At 62.6% G+C, this 16,698-nt stretch carries 17 protein-coding genes; 10 read left to right on the top strand and 7 right to left on the bottom strand.

All coding sequences use genetic code 11. From position 1 onward, the window contains the following. Position 1 precedes the first annotated feature (1 nt). From E0D86_RS17880 to E0D86_RS17895, 4 genes are read right to left on the bottom strand one after another with little or no spacing between them, the layout of a single operon-like run. The gene (locus E0D86_RS17880; protein WP_131651391.1) at positions 2–889 is read right to left on the bottom strand and encodes a branched-chain amino acid ABC transporter permease; all 888 of its coding nucleotides are present in this window, start codon (positions 887–889) and stop codon (positions 2–4) included. Further along, on the bottom strand, positions 889–1,599 hold the full coding sequence (locus tag E0D86_RS17885; RefSeq protein ID WP_131651392.1) for an ABC transporter ATP-binding protein: 711 nt from the start codon (positions 1,597–1,599) through the stop codon (positions 889–891). The genes E0D86_RS17880 and E0D86_RS17885 overlap by 1 nt, the downstream gene beginning before the upstream one ends. Continuing rightward, a complete protein-coding gene (locus E0D86_RS17890; RefSeq protein WP_131651393.1) occupies positions 1,592–2,392 on the bottom strand; it encodes an ABC transporter ATP-binding protein in 801 nt (266 codons plus the stop codon). Before E0D86_RS17890 ends, E0D86_RS17885 begins: the two co-directional genes overlap by 8 nt. 14 nt (positions 2,393–2,406) lie before the next feature. Further along, positions 2,407–3,615, bottom strand: a complete 1,209-nt coding sequence (locus tag E0D86_RS17895; protein ID WP_131651394.1) for an ABC transporter substrate-binding protein — start codon at positions 3,613–3,615, stop codon at positions 2,407–2,409. A 603-nt stretch (positions 3,616–4,218) separates the two neighbouring features. On the opposite strand from E0D86_RS17895, the gene E0D86_RS17900 reads away from it, so the two are divergent. Further along, a complete protein-coding gene (locus E0D86_RS17900; protein ID WP_131651395.1) occupies positions 4,219–5,124 on the top strand; it encodes a response regulator in 906 nt (301 codons plus the stop codon). 155 nt (positions 5,125–5,279) lie between these two features. Next, the gene (locus E0D86_RS17905; protein ID WP_131651498.1) at positions 5,280–6,176 is read left to right on the top strand and encodes a peptidoglycan DD-metalloendopeptidase family protein; all 897 of its coding nucleotides are present in this window, start codon (positions 5,280–5,282) and stop codon (positions 6,174–6,176) included. Between the two features lie 103 nt (positions 6,177–6,279). Here the strand turns inward: E0D86_RS17905 and E0D86_RS17910 are convergent, their stop codons facing one another. The 3 genes from E0D86_RS17910 to phoB all read right to left on the bottom strand — a co-directional run bounded on the left by E0D86_RS17910 (position 6,280) and on the right by phoB (position 9,840). Then, complete coding sequence (locus tag E0D86_RS17910; RefSeq protein WP_131651396.1) at positions 6,280–7,620, bottom strand: hemolysin family protein; 1,341 nt, start codon at positions 7,618–7,620, stop codon at positions 6,280–6,282. Positions 7,621–7,720: 100 nt separating this feature from the next. Continuing rightward, positions 7,721–9,022, bottom strand: coding sequence for a phosphate regulon sensor histidine kinase PhoR (phoR, locus tag E0D86_RS17915; protein WP_131651397.1), 1,302 nt, complete (start codon positions 9,020–9,022; stop codon positions 7,721–7,723). A 128-nt stretch (positions 9,023–9,150) separates the two neighbouring features. Then, complete coding sequence (phoB, locus tag E0D86_RS17920; protein ID WP_021207221.1) at positions 9,151–9,840, bottom strand: phosphate regulon transcriptional regulator PhoB; 690 nt, start codon at positions 9,838–9,840, stop codon at positions 9,151–9,153. A 163-nt stretch (positions 9,841–10,003) separates the two neighbouring features. Between phoB and E0D86_RS17925 the strand changes: the two genes are divergently transcribed. The 8 genes from E0D86_RS17925 (at position 10,004) to E0D86_RS17960 (ending at position 16,660) form a co-directional block, all read left to right on the top strand. Further along, entirely contained in the window at positions 10,004–10,792 is a 789-nt protein-coding gene (locus E0D86_RS17925; protein ID WP_131651398.1) for an IclR family transcriptional regulator, read from the top strand. Continuing rightward, the gene (locus tag E0D86_RS17930) at positions 10,789–11,739 is read left to right on the top strand and encodes a 2-dehydro-3-deoxygalactonokinase (RefSeq protein ID WP_131651399.1); all 951 of its coding nucleotides are present in this window, start codon (positions 10,789–10,791) and stop codon (positions 11,737–11,739) included. The genes E0D86_RS17925 and E0D86_RS17930 overlap by 4 nt, the downstream gene beginning before the upstream one ends. After that, on the top strand, positions 11,732–12,358 hold the full coding sequence (locus tag E0D86_RS17935; protein ID WP_131651400.1) for a 2-dehydro-3-deoxy-6-phosphogalactonate aldolase: 627 nt from the start codon (positions 11,732–11,734) through the stop codon (positions 12,356–12,358). Before E0D86_RS17930 ends, E0D86_RS17935 begins: the two co-directional genes overlap by 8 nt. Positions 12,359–12,422: 64 nt before the next feature. Then, positions 12,423–13,406, top strand: coding sequence for a tripartite tricarboxylate transporter substrate binding protein (locus tag E0D86_RS17940; protein ID WP_131651401.1), 984 nt, complete (start codon positions 12,423–12,425; stop codon positions 13,404–13,406). Positions 13,407–13,431: 25 nt separating this feature from the next. After that, complete coding sequence (locus E0D86_RS17945; protein WP_131651402.1) at positions 13,432–13,917, top strand: tripartite tricarboxylate transporter TctB family protein; 486 nt, start codon at positions 13,432–13,434, stop codon at positions 13,915–13,917. Next, the gene (locus tag E0D86_RS17950) at positions 13,918–15,423 is read left to right on the top strand and encodes a tripartite tricarboxylate transporter permease (RefSeq protein WP_131651403.1); all 1,506 of its coding nucleotides are present in this window, start codon (positions 13,918–13,920) and stop codon (positions 15,421–15,423) included. 9 nt (positions 15,424–15,432) lie between these two features. Further along, entirely contained in the window at positions 15,433–16,212 is a 780-nt protein-coding gene (locus E0D86_RS17955) for an SDR family NAD(P)-dependent oxidoreductase (RefSeq protein WP_131651404.1), read from the top strand. A gap of 10 nt (positions 16,213–16,222) precedes the next feature. Next, entirely contained in the window at positions 16,223–16,660 is a 438-nt protein-coding gene (locus tag E0D86_RS17960) for a heme-binding protein (protein ID WP_131651405.1), read from the top strand. The last annotated feature ends 38 nt before the right edge of the window (positions 16,661–16,698 follow it).

Here is a 16,698-nt window from a genome sequence, read left to right on the forward strand (position 1 = left end):
ATCAGCCATCCCTTCCCATCAGGCCCGCAGGGCGCACGAGCAACACGATCGCCATGACCACGAAGATCACGATATTGGACGCCTCGGGATAGAACACCTTCGTCAGCCCCTCGAGGATGCCGAGCATATAGCCGGTGATGATCGCGCCGAGGATCGAGCCCATGCCGCCCACCACCACCACGGCGAACACCACGATGATGAGGTTCGAGCCCATCAGCGGACTGACCTGGTAGATCGGGGCCGCGAGAATCCCGGCCAGCCCCGCTAGTCCGGCGCCCAGTCCGTAGGTGAAGGTCAGCAGCAGCGGCACGTTGATGCCGAAGGTGCGCACCAGTGTCGGGTTCTCGGTCGCCGCACGCAGATAGGCGCCGAGTTTGGTCTTTTCGATCAGCAGCCAGGTACCCAGGCAGATAAGCAACGACGCTAGCACGACCCAGGCGCGGTACTTGGGCAGAAACATGAAGCCGAGGTTGTAGCCGCCCGACAGCAGGCTCGGCACCGCGTAGGGCTGGCCGGATGAGCCGTAGTAGTAGCGGAACGCACCTTCCAGCGCGAGGGCCAGGCCAAAGGTAAACAGCAGGCCGTAGAGATGATCGAGGTTATACAGACGCGATAGCGCCAGCCGTTCGACCGCCGCGCCGACCAGGCCGACGATCAGCGGCGCCAGGATCAGCGCCGGCCAGTATCCGATGCCCAGTACCGCCAGCAGCAGATAACCGGCGAACGCGCCCATCATGTACTGCGCGCCGTGGGCGAAGTTGATCACCTTGATCAGGCCGAAAATGATCGCCAGGCCGAGGCTGAGCATGGCGTAGAAGGAGCCGTTGATCAGCCCGATCAGCAATTGCCCGAGAAAGGCCTGAATGGGTACACCGAAGATCTCCGTCATCAGACCCCCAGGGTTTCGTTGAGTATCGTCATGCGATCCGGTAGCTCGCTGACATGGAAGTCATCGACGATCTTTCCGTGATCGACCAGATAGAAGCGGTCGGCGACTTTGCTGGCGAAACGGAAGTTCTGCTCGACCAGCAGAATGGTCATGCCGCGCTGCTTGAGGGTCAGCAGGACGTCGCCGATGCGCTGTACGATCACCGGCGCCAGGCCTTCGGTGGGTTCGTCGAGCAGCAGCAACTTGGTTCCGGTACGCAGGATTCGCGCGATCGCCAGCATCTGCTGTTCACCGCCGGAAAGCTTGGTCCCGGCGCTGTGGCGACGCTCCTTGAGATTGGGGAACAGCTCGTAGATTTCGCCGACGCTCATGCCGCCCTGGGCGATGATCGGCGGAAGCGTGAGATTTTCCTCGACCGTGAGCGTGGCGAAGATGCCGCGTTCTTCCGGCACGAAGCCCATCCCGGTATGCGCGGTTCGGTGCAGCGGCACGCGCATCATGTCGCGCCCATCGAAGGTAATGGTCCCGCTGCGCTTGCGGATGATGCCCATGATCGAGCGCAGCGCCGTGGTCTTGCCGACGCCGTTGCGGCCGAGCAGCGTCACGGTCTCGCCCTGGCGCACGTCCAGGTCGATGCCGTGCAGGGCATGGCTTTCGCCATACCAGGCATTCAGTTCGCGAACGCTCAGCAGTGGGGTCGCTTCACTCATCTTCCGTCCCCATATAGGCTTCGCGGACGCGCGGGTCCTGGCTCACGCTGCGGTAATCACCCGAGGTGAGAATTTCCCCGCGCTGCAGGACGGTGACCTGATCGCAGAGATCGGCGACGACTTTCAAGTTGTGTTCGACCATCAGTACGGCGCGGTTGCGGGCGACCTCACGGATCAGGTCGGACACGGTGTGCACGTCCTCGTGGCCCATGCCGGCCATGGGTTCGTCGAGCAGCAGCACCTTCGGCTCCAGAGCGAGGGTGGTGGCGATTTCCAGCACGCGCTTGCGCCCGTAGGAAAGGTCCGCGGCGGGTCTGTTGCAGGCATCTTGTAGCCCGACCGACTCGATCAGCGCCATGGCGCGCTCATTCAGCCGGTTCAGCGAACGCAGCGGCAGCCAGAATTGAGTGGCCAATCCGCCGGGCCGTTGCAGCGCCACGCGAACGTTCTCCAGCACGCTCAGATGTGGAAAAACGGCGGAAATCTGAAAGGACCGCACCAGCCCCATACGTGCAACCTTGGCCGGATCGGTGCGAGTAATGTCCTGGTCGAGCAGCCTAATGCTGCCGCTCGATGGCTGCAGGAACTTGGTCAACAGATTGAATACCGTCGTCTTGCCCGCGCCGTTGGGGCCGATCAGCGCATGGACCCGGGCGTGATGGACGTCCAGATCGACGTTGTTCACTGCCACGAACCCACCGAAATCGCGGCGCAATCCACGCGCCGACAGCACGACGCGCGGTTGGCCGTCAGTGTCCGGGGAAGCCACGGCTTCCCCGGCTGCGTTGCCCATGCTGGCCGCCATGCTTATTGCTTGACCAGATCGCAGCCGCTCTCGGCTGGTTTGATGTACGCCTCGTCGCCCGGCACCGTGGCGAGGACCTTGTAGTAATCCCAGGGCTCCTTGCTTTCGTCCGGCTTCTTCACTTCCATCAGATAGACGTCGCTGATCAGGCGTCCGTTGGCACCGACCTTGGCATCGCGGGCGAAGAGGTCGTTAACCGGCATCTCGTGCATGGCTTTGGCGACCGCTTCGGTTTCATCAGTGCCGACCTTGTCGATTGCCTTGAGGTACTGCAGCACGCCCGAGTAGGTGCCAGCGTGGACCATGTTCGGCATGCGGCCGGTGCGTTCGAAAAAACGCTTACCAAATTCGCGGGACTGGTCGTCACGATCCCAGTAGAAGCTTTCGGTAAGGGTCAGGCCTTGTGCCGCTTCGAGGCCGAGCCCGTGCACTTCGGAAAGCGTGAAGAGCAGCGCCGCCAGCCGTTGGCCGCTGGCAACGATGCCGAACTCCGCCGCCTGCTTGATCGCGTTGGCGGTATCCATCCCGGCATTGGCCAGGCCGATGACTTCGGCGCCGGACGATTGCGCCTGCAGCAGGAACGACGAGTAATCGTTGGTCGCCAGCGGGTGCCGCACCGCGCCCTTGATCTCGCCGCCTTTGGCTTTGACGAATGCGCTGGTTTGCTCTTCCAGCGAGTAGCCGAAGGCGTAGTCAGCGGTGAGGAAGTACCAGCTATCGCCGCCCTGGGATACCAGCGCGCCACCGGTGCCGACCGCCAATGCGTGGGTATCGTAGGCCCAGTGGAAACCATAGGGTGAGCATTGCTTGCCGGTCAGTTCGGCGGTGGCGGCGCCTGTCACCAAGTTGATCTTCTTCTTTTCCTTGGAAATGCCCTGCACCGCGAGTGCGACGGAGGAGGTGGTCAGCTCCATGATGGAGTCGACCTGTTCGCGGTCGTACCACTGGCGGGAAATGTTCGAGGCGATGTCGGGTTTGTTCTGATGATCGGCGGTGACGATTTCGATGGGGGCGCCTTGCACCGTTCCGCCGAAATCCTCGGCCGCCATCTTCGCCGCCTCGTAGGACCATTTGCCGCCGAAGTCGGCGTAGACGCCGGATTGGTCGTTGAGGATGCCGATTTTCACTTTGCCATCGGATATCTCCGCAGCCGATGCGGGAATCACCGCCGCTGCGCTCAGTGCTGCCGTTGCAATTGCCAGAAGCTTCATCGCCTATCTCCTTGCAGGGTTGACCGCTTACAGACGGCCCGTTTGGGCTGCCACGACTGGACGGTTCGGTAAGTCAGATGGTGGCAGTCGGGACTGCCGATCAACACGACGATCGGACGCCGATGAGCGCCGCAGTGACGGGCGCGATCCATGGGGCGTGTCGATGACAAAATGAATGGGGTTGCGGCGGGAATAACGCCGGAAGTAGTGACCTGCCGCCGTGCCTGGCAGGCAACGGCGAGGTCGAGGGGGTAGGGTCACTCGGTCCGGCATATGACTCTTCTTGTTTTTTATTGTTTAGAGCTAAACGTAGCAGGGGAACGACCAGACGCAACTGGCCGCGGCGAAAGAACCGGCTGGGTGCAGCCGCCTCCTTCGTCGCAAGGCGCGAGGTTGACGCTTGCGTTAAGGTTCGGTGAATTAAAAATAAACAGGCGCAACGCTGGCGTTATGCCTTGAGTCCATCTGTTCCGCGACACTTCGCCTCGTTTCAGAGCTGATTCGAACCCGGCCGAGCACGGCCGAAGCTCGACGCTGGTCGGCTGTGCTTTTTTCAAAAGCCGGCTGCCGCTATGCTGGCCACCATTCAAGCAGGAGCGATTGATGAGCAAGGTCAGTGTGCTGGTAGTGGACGACGCGCCCTTCATCAGGGATTTGGTGAAGAAAGGCTTGCGCAGCCAGTTTCCGGGTATCCGCATCGAGGAAGCGGTGAATGGTCGCAAGGCCCAGCAGATGCTCGATCGCGACCGCTTCGATCTGATTCTCTGCGACTGGGAAATGCCCGAGATGTCCGGGCTCGAACTGCTCACTTGGTGTCGTGCTCAAGATAATCTCAAAACCACGCCGTTCATCATGGTCACCAGCCGTGGCGACAAGGAGAACGTCGTACAGGCGATCCAGTCCGGCGTATCCGATTTCATCGGCAAGCCTTTTTCCAATGAACAGCTGACCACCAAAGTCCGCAAGGCGCTGGGCCGCGCCGGCAAACTCGATGCGTTGGCTGCCAGCGCGCCGGTACGGCCAACGAACACCGGAATGGCCAACGACTCGCTGGCCGCGCTTACCGGCGGCAAGGCCGAGGTGGTCAAGCCTGCGGCCGCGCCAGCCAGCTCGCCGGCATTCGCCTCGCCGTTGATCCAGCCGAGCGCGCCCAAACCCTCGGCGTCGATCGGTGGGCGCGGTCAGGGCCAGTTGCGCCTGGCATCCGGGACGCTCGCCTGCGTGATCAAGGCGTTGAGCCTCAAGGAAGGTTTGCTGGTCATCAAGCGCAGCGAGAATCTGCCGCAGGTGCTGGAAAGCGCTGTGCTCGACCTGGAGCAGGGTGAGGGCGGCGAGGTGGCGCGCCTGAATGGATATTTGCACGCCGTTGCGGCGCTGGAGCCGAAACCCGACACCGAGTGGTTGCAACTGACCTTTCGTTTTGTCGATCGCGACCCACAGAAGCTCGATTACCTGTCGCGATTGATTGCCCGCGGTACCGCGCAGCGGCATTTCGTACCGGGCGCCTGAACCGGCACAGCGGCGGCCCTTTGGAAACCGCTCGTCTGGAAACATTCGCGTTCATTGGAACGATTTCACAGCCCGACGGTCGGTGGCTCGCGCATGCCCCGTTGCGCTGCTAGTCTGCAGCGCTCTGAATACATAACCCTATGAAGTCTGCCGTTATGTTGGGGCGCATCCTTTTCTGTCTCGTGTCGTGCTGGCTGGCATCGCCCGCATCGGCCCTGACCATCTACAAATACACAGACGCCAACGGCGTGGTCACCTACAGCGACCAGGCCGCTCCTGGCGCGCGCGTGTTCACCTTCAACGACCGCATGGTCGAGACGCTCGATAACCAGGTGAAGCTGGAGACGCGCAAGCATGCCGCCGGGGAGACCTTGCTAGTGCGCAATGACCTCTTCGCGCCAGTGGATATCGAGCTCCAGCTGACCGGTGTGCAGAACGCCGTCGGCGTGCCGGATGAACCGATTCGCTGGGTGCTGCCGCCACGCAGCCAGATCCGTCTGGCGACCCTGGCGCCGCTCGACCCTTCAAAGCCCCTGAAATACACCCCCAAACTGCGCCATGCGCTAGGCGATCCGCGCCTGCTACCCAAACCCTATCGTTATCCGCTGCCCTGGCGCGGCGGTCCGTTTCGCCTGACCCAGGGCGCCAATGGCAAATACAGCCATTTCACGCCCAAAGGCCGCTACGCCGCGGACATCGCCATGCCCGAAGGCACGCCGATTATCGCGGCGCGTGGCGGCATGGTGGTGAAGATCGAGAATGGCCAGAGCGGGCGCGGTAACAATCCCGCGGGCAACTTCGTGCGGATCATGCATGACGATGGCACCATGGGCGTCTACCTGCATCTGATGAAGGGTTCGGTGAGCGTCCGGGAAGGCCAGCGGATCGATACCGGAATGCTCATCGCCCGCTCCGGCAATACCGGTAACAGCACCGGCCCGCACCTGCATTTCGTGGTTCAGCGCAACGTTGGGCTGGCGGTCGAATCGATTCCCTTCGACTTCTCCCAGCCGGTCAACAGCCTGCCGAATTTTGCGGTGGGAGGGGAGTAGAAGCAGCTGGAAGCTTCGAGCCACACGCTTCAAGTAACGGCCGAAACGCCGGCCGGCGTTTCGGCGCTGCCCCCACCCTAATTCGCTTGCAGCTTGCAGCCGCTTATTCCTGCTTCAACACCTTAGCCAACACGATCTTCGGACCGCGCATCTTTTTGATGACGATTTGCAGGTCTTCGATGAGCAGCACTTCGTTCTCTTCCGGAACGCGTTTCAGGGTTTCGTAGATCAGGCCGGCAAGGGTATCCGCCTCGATGTGGTCGAGGTCGACGTTCAGCAGCCTTTCGACCTTGAACAGCGGCGTGTCGCCACGCACCAACAGTTTGCCGGGCTGATAAGCGAGGATGCCGCGCTCGGTCTTGCGATGTTCGTCCTGGATGTCGCCCACCAGAACCTCGAGCACGTCCTCCATGGTCAGGAAACCCACCACCTTGTGGTCGCCCTCTTCCACCAGCACAAAATGCGCGCCGCCCTGGCGGAACTGATCCAGCAGCGCATTCAGCGGCAGGTGCCGGGGCACCCGTTCCAGCGGGCGCAGCAGCGCGGCGAGATCGAAGTGTTGTGCCAGCTCGGCGTCGCTGGCCAGCGCCAGGAGCAGATCCTTGATGTGCAGCAGACCGATGTAATCGCCCTGCTCGGTATCGAAGACCGGGTAACGGCTGTACTTGTGGCGACGAATCAGCTCGAGGATGTCCGGCAGCGATGCGTCGTGCTCCAGTTGCAGCAGATCTTCGCGCGAGTTGGACCAGTCGGCGACTTCCAGCTCGCTCATCTCCACGGCGGAAGCCAGCACCTTGATGTCCTGGTTGGCCGGGTCGAGCGCGCGGTTGGAGTGCAGGATCAGTTTCAGCTCGTCGCGGCTGTAGTGATGTTCATGGTGGTCGCCCGGCTCACCTTGCCCGGCGACACGCAGGATCGCGTTGGCGCTGGCGTTGAGCAGGTAGATCGCCGGGTACATCGCCCAGTAGAACAAGTACAGCGGCGCGGCCGTCCACAGCGACAACAGTTCGGGCTTGCGGATCGCCCATGACTTGGGTGCCAGCTCGCCGACGACGATGTGCAGGTAGGAAATGATGAAGAACGCGGTGAAGAAGGCAATCCCGTGGATCACCGCTTCGTTGTCGATGCCGACTAACGCCAGCAACGGCTCGAGCAAATGAGCGAACGCCGGTTCGCCGACCCAGCCGAGGCCGAGCGAGGCCAGGGTGATACCCAGCTGGCAGGCCGACAGATAGGCATCCAGCTGGTTGTGGACCTTGCGCAGGATATGGCCGCGCCAACCATGCTGCTTGGCGATGGCTTCGACCTTGGTGGCGCGCAGCTTGACCATGGCGAACTCGGCGGCCACGAAGAAGCCGTTGAGCAAGACCAGGAACAGGGCAAAGAGGATCAGGCCGAAATCGGCGAAATAGGAAGGTGCAACGTAGCTGGGGGAAGGGTCCATGAGGGGTTCGGGTAGTCGGTGACGGCACAAGAATGGGGCCGGTTACCAGTTATTTCAAGGAGCGCATCCGAACCCTTCCTCGACAGGTGATGGTTGGTATTCAGCGAACCGTCACCTGGGATAGCGGGAAGTGACAGGTAAAAATACTGCCTTTGCCTGGCGTGCTGTCTACATCCAGACGACCTTGGTGGCGCAGCAGCACATGCTTGACGATGGCCAGGCCCAATCCGGTACCGCCGGTGTTGCTGGCGCGGCTCGAGTCGACCCGGTAGAACCGTTCGGTCAGGCGCGGCAGGTGCTTGGCTTCGATGCCGATTCCCGAATCCTGAACGGCGAGATGCGCGCCGTACTCGTTGCACCACCAGCGGATGCGGACTTCACCCTCGCTTGGGGTGTACTTCACCGCATTGAATATCAAATTGGAAAACGCACTGCGCAGTTCGGACTCGCTGCCCTTGAGCAGCAGGATGGGATCGGCTTCGAGGTGGATGTTATGGTTCTGATCGGCTGATAGAGCTTGTGCATCGCTTTTGATCGACTGCAGCAGGGCGGTGATATTGACCGGCTGGCTGTTGTTCGGCGGGTTGGTGGCTTCCAGCTTGGCAAGCAGCAGCAGGTCGTTGAGCAGGTGCTGCATGCGACCAGCCTGCTGATTCATCTGGTTCAGCGCCCGCGGCCAGCGCGAAGGCATCTCGTCGGTATGCTCGAGCATGGTTTCCAGATAACCGGCAATCACCGTCAACGGCGTGCGCAGTTCATGTGAAACGTTGGCGACGAAGTCCTTGCGCATCTGTTCCAGCAGGTGAAGGCGGGTGATGTCGCGCACCACCATCAAGTGCTCGCTGTTGCCGTAGCGGGTGATGGTGATCTGCAGCCAGAGGCGGTCATTGACGGGGGAGGCCAGCTCCAGCGGCTCATCGTGACGGCCGCTGTCGAAATATTCCTTGAAGCTCGGGTGGCGCACCAGGTTGCTGACCGGGTGGCCGGCATCCTGCGGCCGCTTCAAACCCAGCAGGCGCTCGGCGGCGGGGTTCCACCATTCCAGATTGCCTTCGCTGTCGAGCATGATCACGGCGTCCTTGAGCGCCGTGGTGGAGCCCTGCACGCGATCAATCACCGATTGCAGCTGGCTGCGCAGCCGCTGGTCCCTGCGCTGCATCTGATAGAGATTGTCGAAGATATCCCCCCACGGGCCGTGGCCGTCCGGTGGTGGATCGTCAGGCTGGCTGCGTTTGAGCCATTGCTGCAGGCGGCGCATCTGGTGCAGCGTCCAACCGAGATACCCGGCCAGGCCTATGACCAGCGCCCAGGCATACTCGCCGGTGATCAGGCCGATCAGCAGGCATACGACCAACAGCACAAGCAGCTGGCGCACCAGTGCACCTTGCCAATCTTGGTTCACGCTAATGCTCCTTGAAGCCGCCTGGGGTCGGTCGGAAATCTTGCCACGCCGAACGCTCGGCGGCTCGGGTCGAGTGAAGGTAGTGCGCACTGGCGCAGCCTTCACACCCGCTCGGAATGCGGTTTCGTTCAGCTCTTGGTGGAGAAGCGATAACCCGTACCGCGCACCGTCTGCACGAGGTTTTCGTAGGTTTCGCCCAGCGCCTTGCGCAGGCGTCGGATATGCACGTCCACGGTGCGCTCCTCGACATACACATTGCCGCCCCAGACCTGATCGAGCAACTGCCCGCGCGTGTAGGCGCGCTCCTGGTGGGTCATGAAGAACTGCAGCAGACGGTACTCGGTCGGGCCCATGTCGGCCGGGGTGCCGTCGATGGTGACTCGGTGGCTGATGGGATCGAGCAGCAGGCCGCCGATCTCGATCGGCGTTTCGTTGTCGCTCGGCGCGGCGCGGCGCAGCACGGCTTTCAGGCGTGCCACCAATTCGCGCGGTGAGAAGGGCTTGGTGATGTAGTCGTCGGCGCCCACTTCCAGACCCTGGATCTTATTGTCCTCGGCGTCCTTGGCGGTGAGCATGATGATGGGCGTGTTGGCGGTCATCTCGTCCCGCTTGAGACGCCGCGCCAGCTCGATACCCGACGTGCCCGGCAGCATCCAGTCGAGCAGGATCAGGTCAGGCTGGCGATCGATGATCAGCGCATGGGCCTGCTGCGTGTTTTCCGCCTCGAGGCATTCGTAGCCGGCCATTTCCAGCGCCACCACGATCATCTCGCGAATCGGCGCTTCGTCATCAACGATCAGTATGCATTTACCGTTCATGTCCGCTCTCGGTCCGTTTCTTGTCGCTCGGCATTAGATAACGGAAATGTTGCAGCGATATGACAAATTTATCCGCTACATCAGATCCCATATTTTGGGAGTGTAACTCGCATATTGAGATTGCCTGTTTTTGGTACTAAGGTGCGCTTCGTAGGAGACGCTCATGACTCAAGACAACAACAAAGAAGCTCCCCTCGGCGCGCAGGCGCTGTTTCGGGGATTGGCGGTGATTGATGCGGTGTCGCAGGGTGCGGATTCGCTTGCAGCGATCGGCGGCGCCATCGGCTGTACACGCAGCACGACACACCGCTTGGTCGCGGCGCTGGTGCAGGCCGATTATCTGCGCAGCGAGGCGCAGGGTTATCGTCTCGGCCCGCGGCTGATCGAGCTGGGTTACAAGGCTCGCGCGGAAATGCCGTTGATCAAACTGGCGCGCCCTCATCTGCAGCGCCTGGCCGACCTGACGCAGGACACCATTCACCTCGGCGTTCGCGAAAGCGGCGACGTTCTCTATATAGATAAGTTATCGAGCACCCGTGGTTTGGAGATGCGCTCGCGTATCGGTTTGCGCATGCCCCTTGCTCTGACCGGAATTGGCAAATCGCTGATGCTCGACCTGCCCGCAGTCGACTGGCAGACGCTCTACGAAGAAGGACTTCAGCGGCGAGCGGGGCAGAGCGGGTTGCGTGAGGAGTTCACGCCCTGGCAGGACTATCACGCACAGATGGCGGAATACGCGGCGGGTGGTTTCAGCTTCGATCTTGAGGAAAACGAACTCGGCGTGCGCTGCGTAGCGGCCCCGGTTCGCGACACGGGCGGGGAGATCATTGCAGCGCTGAGCGTCGCCAGCGCGATCCCCTACATGCCGGAAAGTCGTCTGGAAGAACTGCGACCTGTGGTCATACGGTGCGCGGCAGACGTATCCGCTGAGCTGGGATGGAGGGGGCGATGAACGAGCCCTGCCTGATCGGTATCGACTGGGGAACCTCATCCCTGCGCGCTTACTTACTCGGCCCTGGCGGCTTGCTGCTGGATAGCCGGTCGCAGCCTTGGGGAATTCAGCACACACCCGACCGCGATTTTGCCCGCGCCTATCGACTTCTGCTGGAAGACTGGCTTGCACGCTGGCCCGGCTTGCCGGCCATCGCGTCCGGCATGATCGGGAGCCGTCAGGGTTGGCGCGAAGTGCCCTATGTCGACTGTCCGGCCGACGCGTCGGCCCTCGCTGGCGGTTTGGTCAGTATCGAAACCGGTGCTGGCGCGCTGCACCTGATTCCGGGTGTACGGCAGATCGGTGAGCACCCCAACGTATTACGCGGCGAGGAAACCCAGGTAGTGGGAGCGCTGGCCCTCGAACCCGCCCTGGAGAAGCAGGCTCTGTTGCTGCTGCCGGGCACCCACAGCAAGTGGGTCCAGGTGCGCGACGGCGCGCTGAGAACATTCTCCACCTATATGACTGGCGAGCTATTCGCAGTGCTGCGGGATCATTCGATTCTCGGCCGACCGGCGCTGGAAGAGGGCCCGGTCGCCAGTACTGAGGCCTACCGGCGCGGGATTCAGGCGGCGCGCGACAGCGGTCCGGGTGGCATCGCCGATCGACTGTTCAGCGTCCGCAGCCTGGTGCTTTGCGGTGAGCTGCCGGCGGTCCATAGCCTCGATTATTTCTCCGGCTTGCTGATCGGCGAAGAGCTGCGTAGCGCGCTGTGTGGCTTCGTATCGTCACCTGTACCGATCCCGGTGCTGCTCGGCGAACCGGCGCTGTGCGCCCGTTATCGCGAAGCGCTGGCACTGTTTGGCCTCGACCGCGTGCGGAGCCTGGACAACCCCGGCGTCGCCGGCCTCTGGCAGGTCGCACAGGCAGCCGGGCTGATCGCCAAAGAGGAGGTGCAACGTGCTTGACCCATTCATGGCCCAGCTACCACTGGTGGCGATCCTGCGCGGCATCACGCCGGAGTCGATTCTTCCAGTGGGCCGGGCGCTCTACGAGAGCGGCTTCCGCCTGATCGAGATCCCGCTGAATTCACCGCAGGCACTGGTGAGTATCGAAGTGCTCGCCGCGGATTTGGGCGCCGACTGCCTGGTCGGTGCCGGCACTGTGCTCGATGTGGCCCAGGTTAAAGCGGTCGCTGCGGCCGGCGGACGCCTGGTCGTATCCCCGAACACGAATTTGGAGGTCATCCGCGCCACGCGTGCTGCCGGACTGATCAGCGCACCGGGAGTGGCAACGCCGAGCGAAGGCTTCGCCGCGCTGGAAGCGGGCGCCCAGGTGCTCAAGTTGTTCCCCGCCGAACAGTGCGGTCCTGCCGTGGTGAAAGCCTGGCGAGCTGTATTCCCCCCGGACTGCCCGCTACTTCCGGTCGGTGGCATCACGCCTGAAAACATGGCCGCTTTCGTCGATGCAGGCGCGGCTGGTTTCGGCCTGGGATCCGCCCTCTACAGGCCGGGCCAGAACGCCTCGGATGTGGCGCGTAGCGCCGCTGCTTTCGTTGCCGCCTGGGAGCGATTGAAAACCGAATGAGGTAATCCCAACGCCCGTTTACGGGCCTGCAGCTGTACTCAAAAACAATAAAAGGAGAGCTGATATGTCCATGACTTCATCCCCTCGCTGGGTCCGCAAAGGCTGCCACGCACTGGCCCTGCTATTTGGGCTGAGTGCTTTGCCAGCAATGGCCGCCGAGTGGCCGACCCGACCGGTCACGATCGTCGTCCCGGCGGGCGCCGGCGGTGGTTCCGATGGCACCGCACGTATTCTCGCCAAGTACCTCAAGGATGAGTTCGGCGAGCAGTTCAACGTGCTCAACCTCGGCCAGGGCGGCGGTGTAGTCGGCATCAATCGCATCGTCAGTGCCAAGCCGGACGGCTACACCCTCGGTGTGCTGTTCAACTATGCGCACTACAAGGAGATGGGGCAGGCCGATTTCGAGCTGAACGACTTCACGCCCATCGCTCAGTACAACTTCGATCCGGCAGGCTTCCAGGTTCGCACCGACTCGCCGTTCAAGACCGTCAACCAGGCATTGGACGCGATCAAGGCTGAGCCGGCGAAATACACCATTGCTTGCGCCGGCGGCTGCGGCGGCTCCTGGCCGGTCGCGGTCGCAACCCTGCTCGACCGCTGGGGTGTCGAGATGAGCAAGGTGCGCATGATCCCAGGTCAGGGCGCGGCTGCCGCCATGCAGGATCTGGCCGCCGGTGGCGTTGACTTCGTACCGAGCTCGCTGCCCGAGGCCGACGCCATGCTCAGGACCGGAACGGTGCGCAGCCTGGCGGTGTTCGGTCCCGAGCGGCAGGAAAATTTTCCGGAAGTGCCCTCGCTGAAAGAGGCTACCGGGCTTGAACTGGAGCTCGGCTCGTTCCGCGGTCTGGTCGCACCCACGGGGTTGCCTGCGGACATCCGCGCCAAGCTCGAAGCCGCAATGAAGGAGATCTATGCCAACCCTGAGTGGCAGGCCGAGATGAAGTCGCGCGGCTTCAACCCGCAGTGGCGCGATTCGGAGGCCTTTGCCCGTTACCTCGAGCAACACACCGGTGACGTCAAGGCGCTGTTCGCCAAGATGGACATGTGATCGCAGCCGGCACGGAGTCATAGCCATGAAACTGTCCGACCTGACCTGGGGAATACTCAGCCTGGCGCTTGGTCTCGGCGTGCTCGTCGTAGCCAGCGGTATGGAAGCGTCGCCGTACTTCCAGTATGGCGCCGGTTTCTACCCGTCGATCATTGGGGCGATGCTGATGATGGTGGGCCTCGTGCTTAGTAGCAAGGGCGTTGCGGCCGCGCGTGCCGGCCGCGCACCGATGTGGCTGGGGCTGTGTGACTGGTGCCGCGTGCCGGGTCACTGGCTCAGCCTCGGGCTGGTGATTGGTGGACTGATCGCGTTCCTGTTATTGGTCGAGCCGCTCGGCTTCATGCCCACAGGCTGGCTGCTCATTGCCGGGCTCGGTGCCCGTTTCACCGGGCGGCCGCTGCGCGCGATGGTCTGCGCGGTTGGCGTGGTCGGCTTTCTCTACGTCTTTTTCCAGCAGGTAATGGGCGTGCCTTTGCCCCAGGGCCTGCTGGCCCACCTTGGAGGGCTGTAAATGGAAGCCATCCTCGACGCGCTCGGCCAGGTATTCACCTTCAAGGTGCTCGGCATCATGGCGGTGAGCGCGCTCTACGGGCTAATGGTTGGCGCCATTCCCGGCCTCACCGCCACGCTAGCGGTGGCGCTGATGGTGCCGATCACCTTTTTCATGGACCCAGTACCTGCCATCGCTGCAATCGTGACGATGGCTGCGATGGCGATCTTCGCTGGCGATCTGCCTGCTGTACTGCTGCGCATGCCCGGCACGCCGGCCTCGGCGGCCTACACCGATCAGGCCTACCGCTTCACCCAGGCCGGGCGGGGCGAGTACATCCTCGGCATCAGTGCCTGTACCTCGGCCATCGGCGGTAGCATCGGCGTGCTCGCGCTGATGTTCGGCGCACCGCTGCTGGCGCGCTTCGCGCTCAACTTCAGTTCGTTCGAATACTTCTGGCTGGCGACGCTCGGGCTTACCGCAGCGATCATGGTCGGCGGTACGCAGGTGAGCCGCAGTGCGGTTTCCTTGCTGCTCGGCCTGCTGGTGGCCAGTGTCGGCATCGACCCGGTGTCCGGCGAAACCCGTTTCACCTTCGGTAGCGACGCGCTGCTCGGTGGCTTCGGCTTCATCCCGGTGATCATTGGGTTGTTCGCGGTGGCCGAGATTCTGCGCTTTTGCACCCGCAGCGCCAGTGAGCGGGAATTGCCGCACGTGCCGCAGCAACCGCTTTACCTTCAAGCCCTGCGCGATGCGCTGCGGCACAAGCTCGGGATTCTCCGTGGCTCGGTGACGGGCACGCTGATCGGCGCCTTACCTGGCGCCGGGGCGGACATCGCCGCCTATATCGCTTATGCGATGGGGCGCCGTCAGCGCGGTGCCGCTGACCATCCCGACGAAGACGCGGTAGCGCAGATCGCTCCGGCCACCGCGGCGAACAACGCGGCGGTCGGCGGCAGCTTCATCCCGGCCACGGTGTTCGGTATTCCGGGCGACTCGCTGACCGCCATCGTCATCGGTGTGCTGCTGATGAAAGGACTCAATCCGGGGCCGACGATCTTTACCGACAACGCCAGCATGATCAACGCGGTGTTCCTCGCCTTTCTTCTGGCCAACCTCATGCTGATTCCGTTCGGCTTCCTGTCGGTGCGGCTGTTCAAACAGGTGCTACGGATTCCGCAGGGCATCCTGATGCCGTCGATCCTGTTGTTCGCCATGGTCGGCGCCTACGCGGTGGAAAACAGCCTGTTCGCGGTGGTGACCATCTTGGTCTTCGGTGTGCTCGGCTTTCTGCTTGAGGAAAACGGCTTCCCGCTGGCGCCGATGATTCTTGGCATCGTCCTCGGGCCGCTGCTGGAGGAAACCTTCGTCACCTCGATGATGCGTTCGAACGGCAGCTTCCTGGCCTTTTTCGAGCGTCCCGTATCCCTTGCCTTGGCCCTGATCACGCTCGCGGTCTGGCTACTGCCGCCGCTTTTGCGCCTTTGGCGTGAGCACCGCACACCCCGTCCCGCTTTCACTGACTAAGGAGCAACCATGTATTTCAACGACCTCAAGGGCAAGCGCGTCCTCATCACCGGCGCCACCATGGGTATTGGTCTGGCCACCGCCAAGGCATTTGCTGCGCTCGGTGCCAAGGTCGGTATCACTGCACGCAATCGGCCGGAAAATCTCGATGCGCTGCTGACCGAACTCTGCGCCCATGGCGGGGAGGCGGCATTCTTCGTCGGTGACCTGAGTCGCAGTCAGGACTGCATCGATACCGTTGCGGCCTTCGTCGAGCGTTTCGGTGGCATGGATGTGCTGATCAACAATGCCGGTGCGCTGTTGGAGCGCCGTGGGCTGGAGAAGATCGACGATGCCTTCTTCGATGCCATGGTTGACGTGAACCTGCGCTCGGCGCTGCTGGTAACCCGTGAAGCCATCCCGCACCTGCGTAAATCGGCCAAGTCCGGCGGGCAGAGCACATCGGTGATCACCACCGGCTCCATTGCGGCCTACAACGGCGGCGGCCCCGGCGCGAGCCTCTACGCCGCCTCCAAGGCTTGGCTGCATAACGTGCAGCGCAACTGGGTGCGCGAGTTCGCCGGTGACAACATCCGTTTCAACGTGGTTGCGCCGGGTACAGTGGACACCGCTTTCCATGCCGACAAAGATGACTCCGCACGCGCGCAGGTGAATACCACCATCCCGCTCGGACGATTCGGTACGTCCGAGGAAATGGCCCCGGCTTACCTGTTCCTCGCCTCGCACGCCTGCAGCGGCTATATCACGGGCCAGACGCTGGACGTGAACGGCGGCCAGGCGATGCCTTGAGGAGCACGTAATGAATACTCAGGTTGCTATACCCCCGCTGGCCTACGGGCCGCCCATCAGTCTGGAGACGGCGAGCCGAGTCGTCGAAGCCGCACGTGCACATGCGCAGGCCAACGGCTGGGCAATGGTTATCGCCGTGACCGACGCCGGTGGTCATCTGGTTCTGCTGCAGCGAATGGATCACGCCACGCATGGCAGCGTCGAGGTGGCCCAACGCAAGGCGGCCACCGCGGCGGCCTTCAAGCGTGCCACCAAGGGTTTCGAGGAAACGCTCGCCAGCGGTGGGGCGACGTTGCGTCTACTGTCGATGCATAACGCCATCCTCATGGATGGCGGCATCCCGTTGATCGAAGACGGTCGGGTGGTTGGTGCCATTGGCGTATCGGGTATGCATCCAAGCCAGGACGGTCAGGTCGCCGAGGCCGGTGCGCGCGTGCTGAACGGCTGAGTGCTGCGATGTGAAAAGCCCGTCCCGGCAGCGCCGCG

Origin of the sequence: Pseudomonas sp. IC_126 (assembly GCF_004331835.1) — a bacterium.
GTDB lineage: Bacteria > Pseudomonadota > Gammaproteobacteria > Pseudomonadales > Pseudomonadaceae > Stutzerimonas.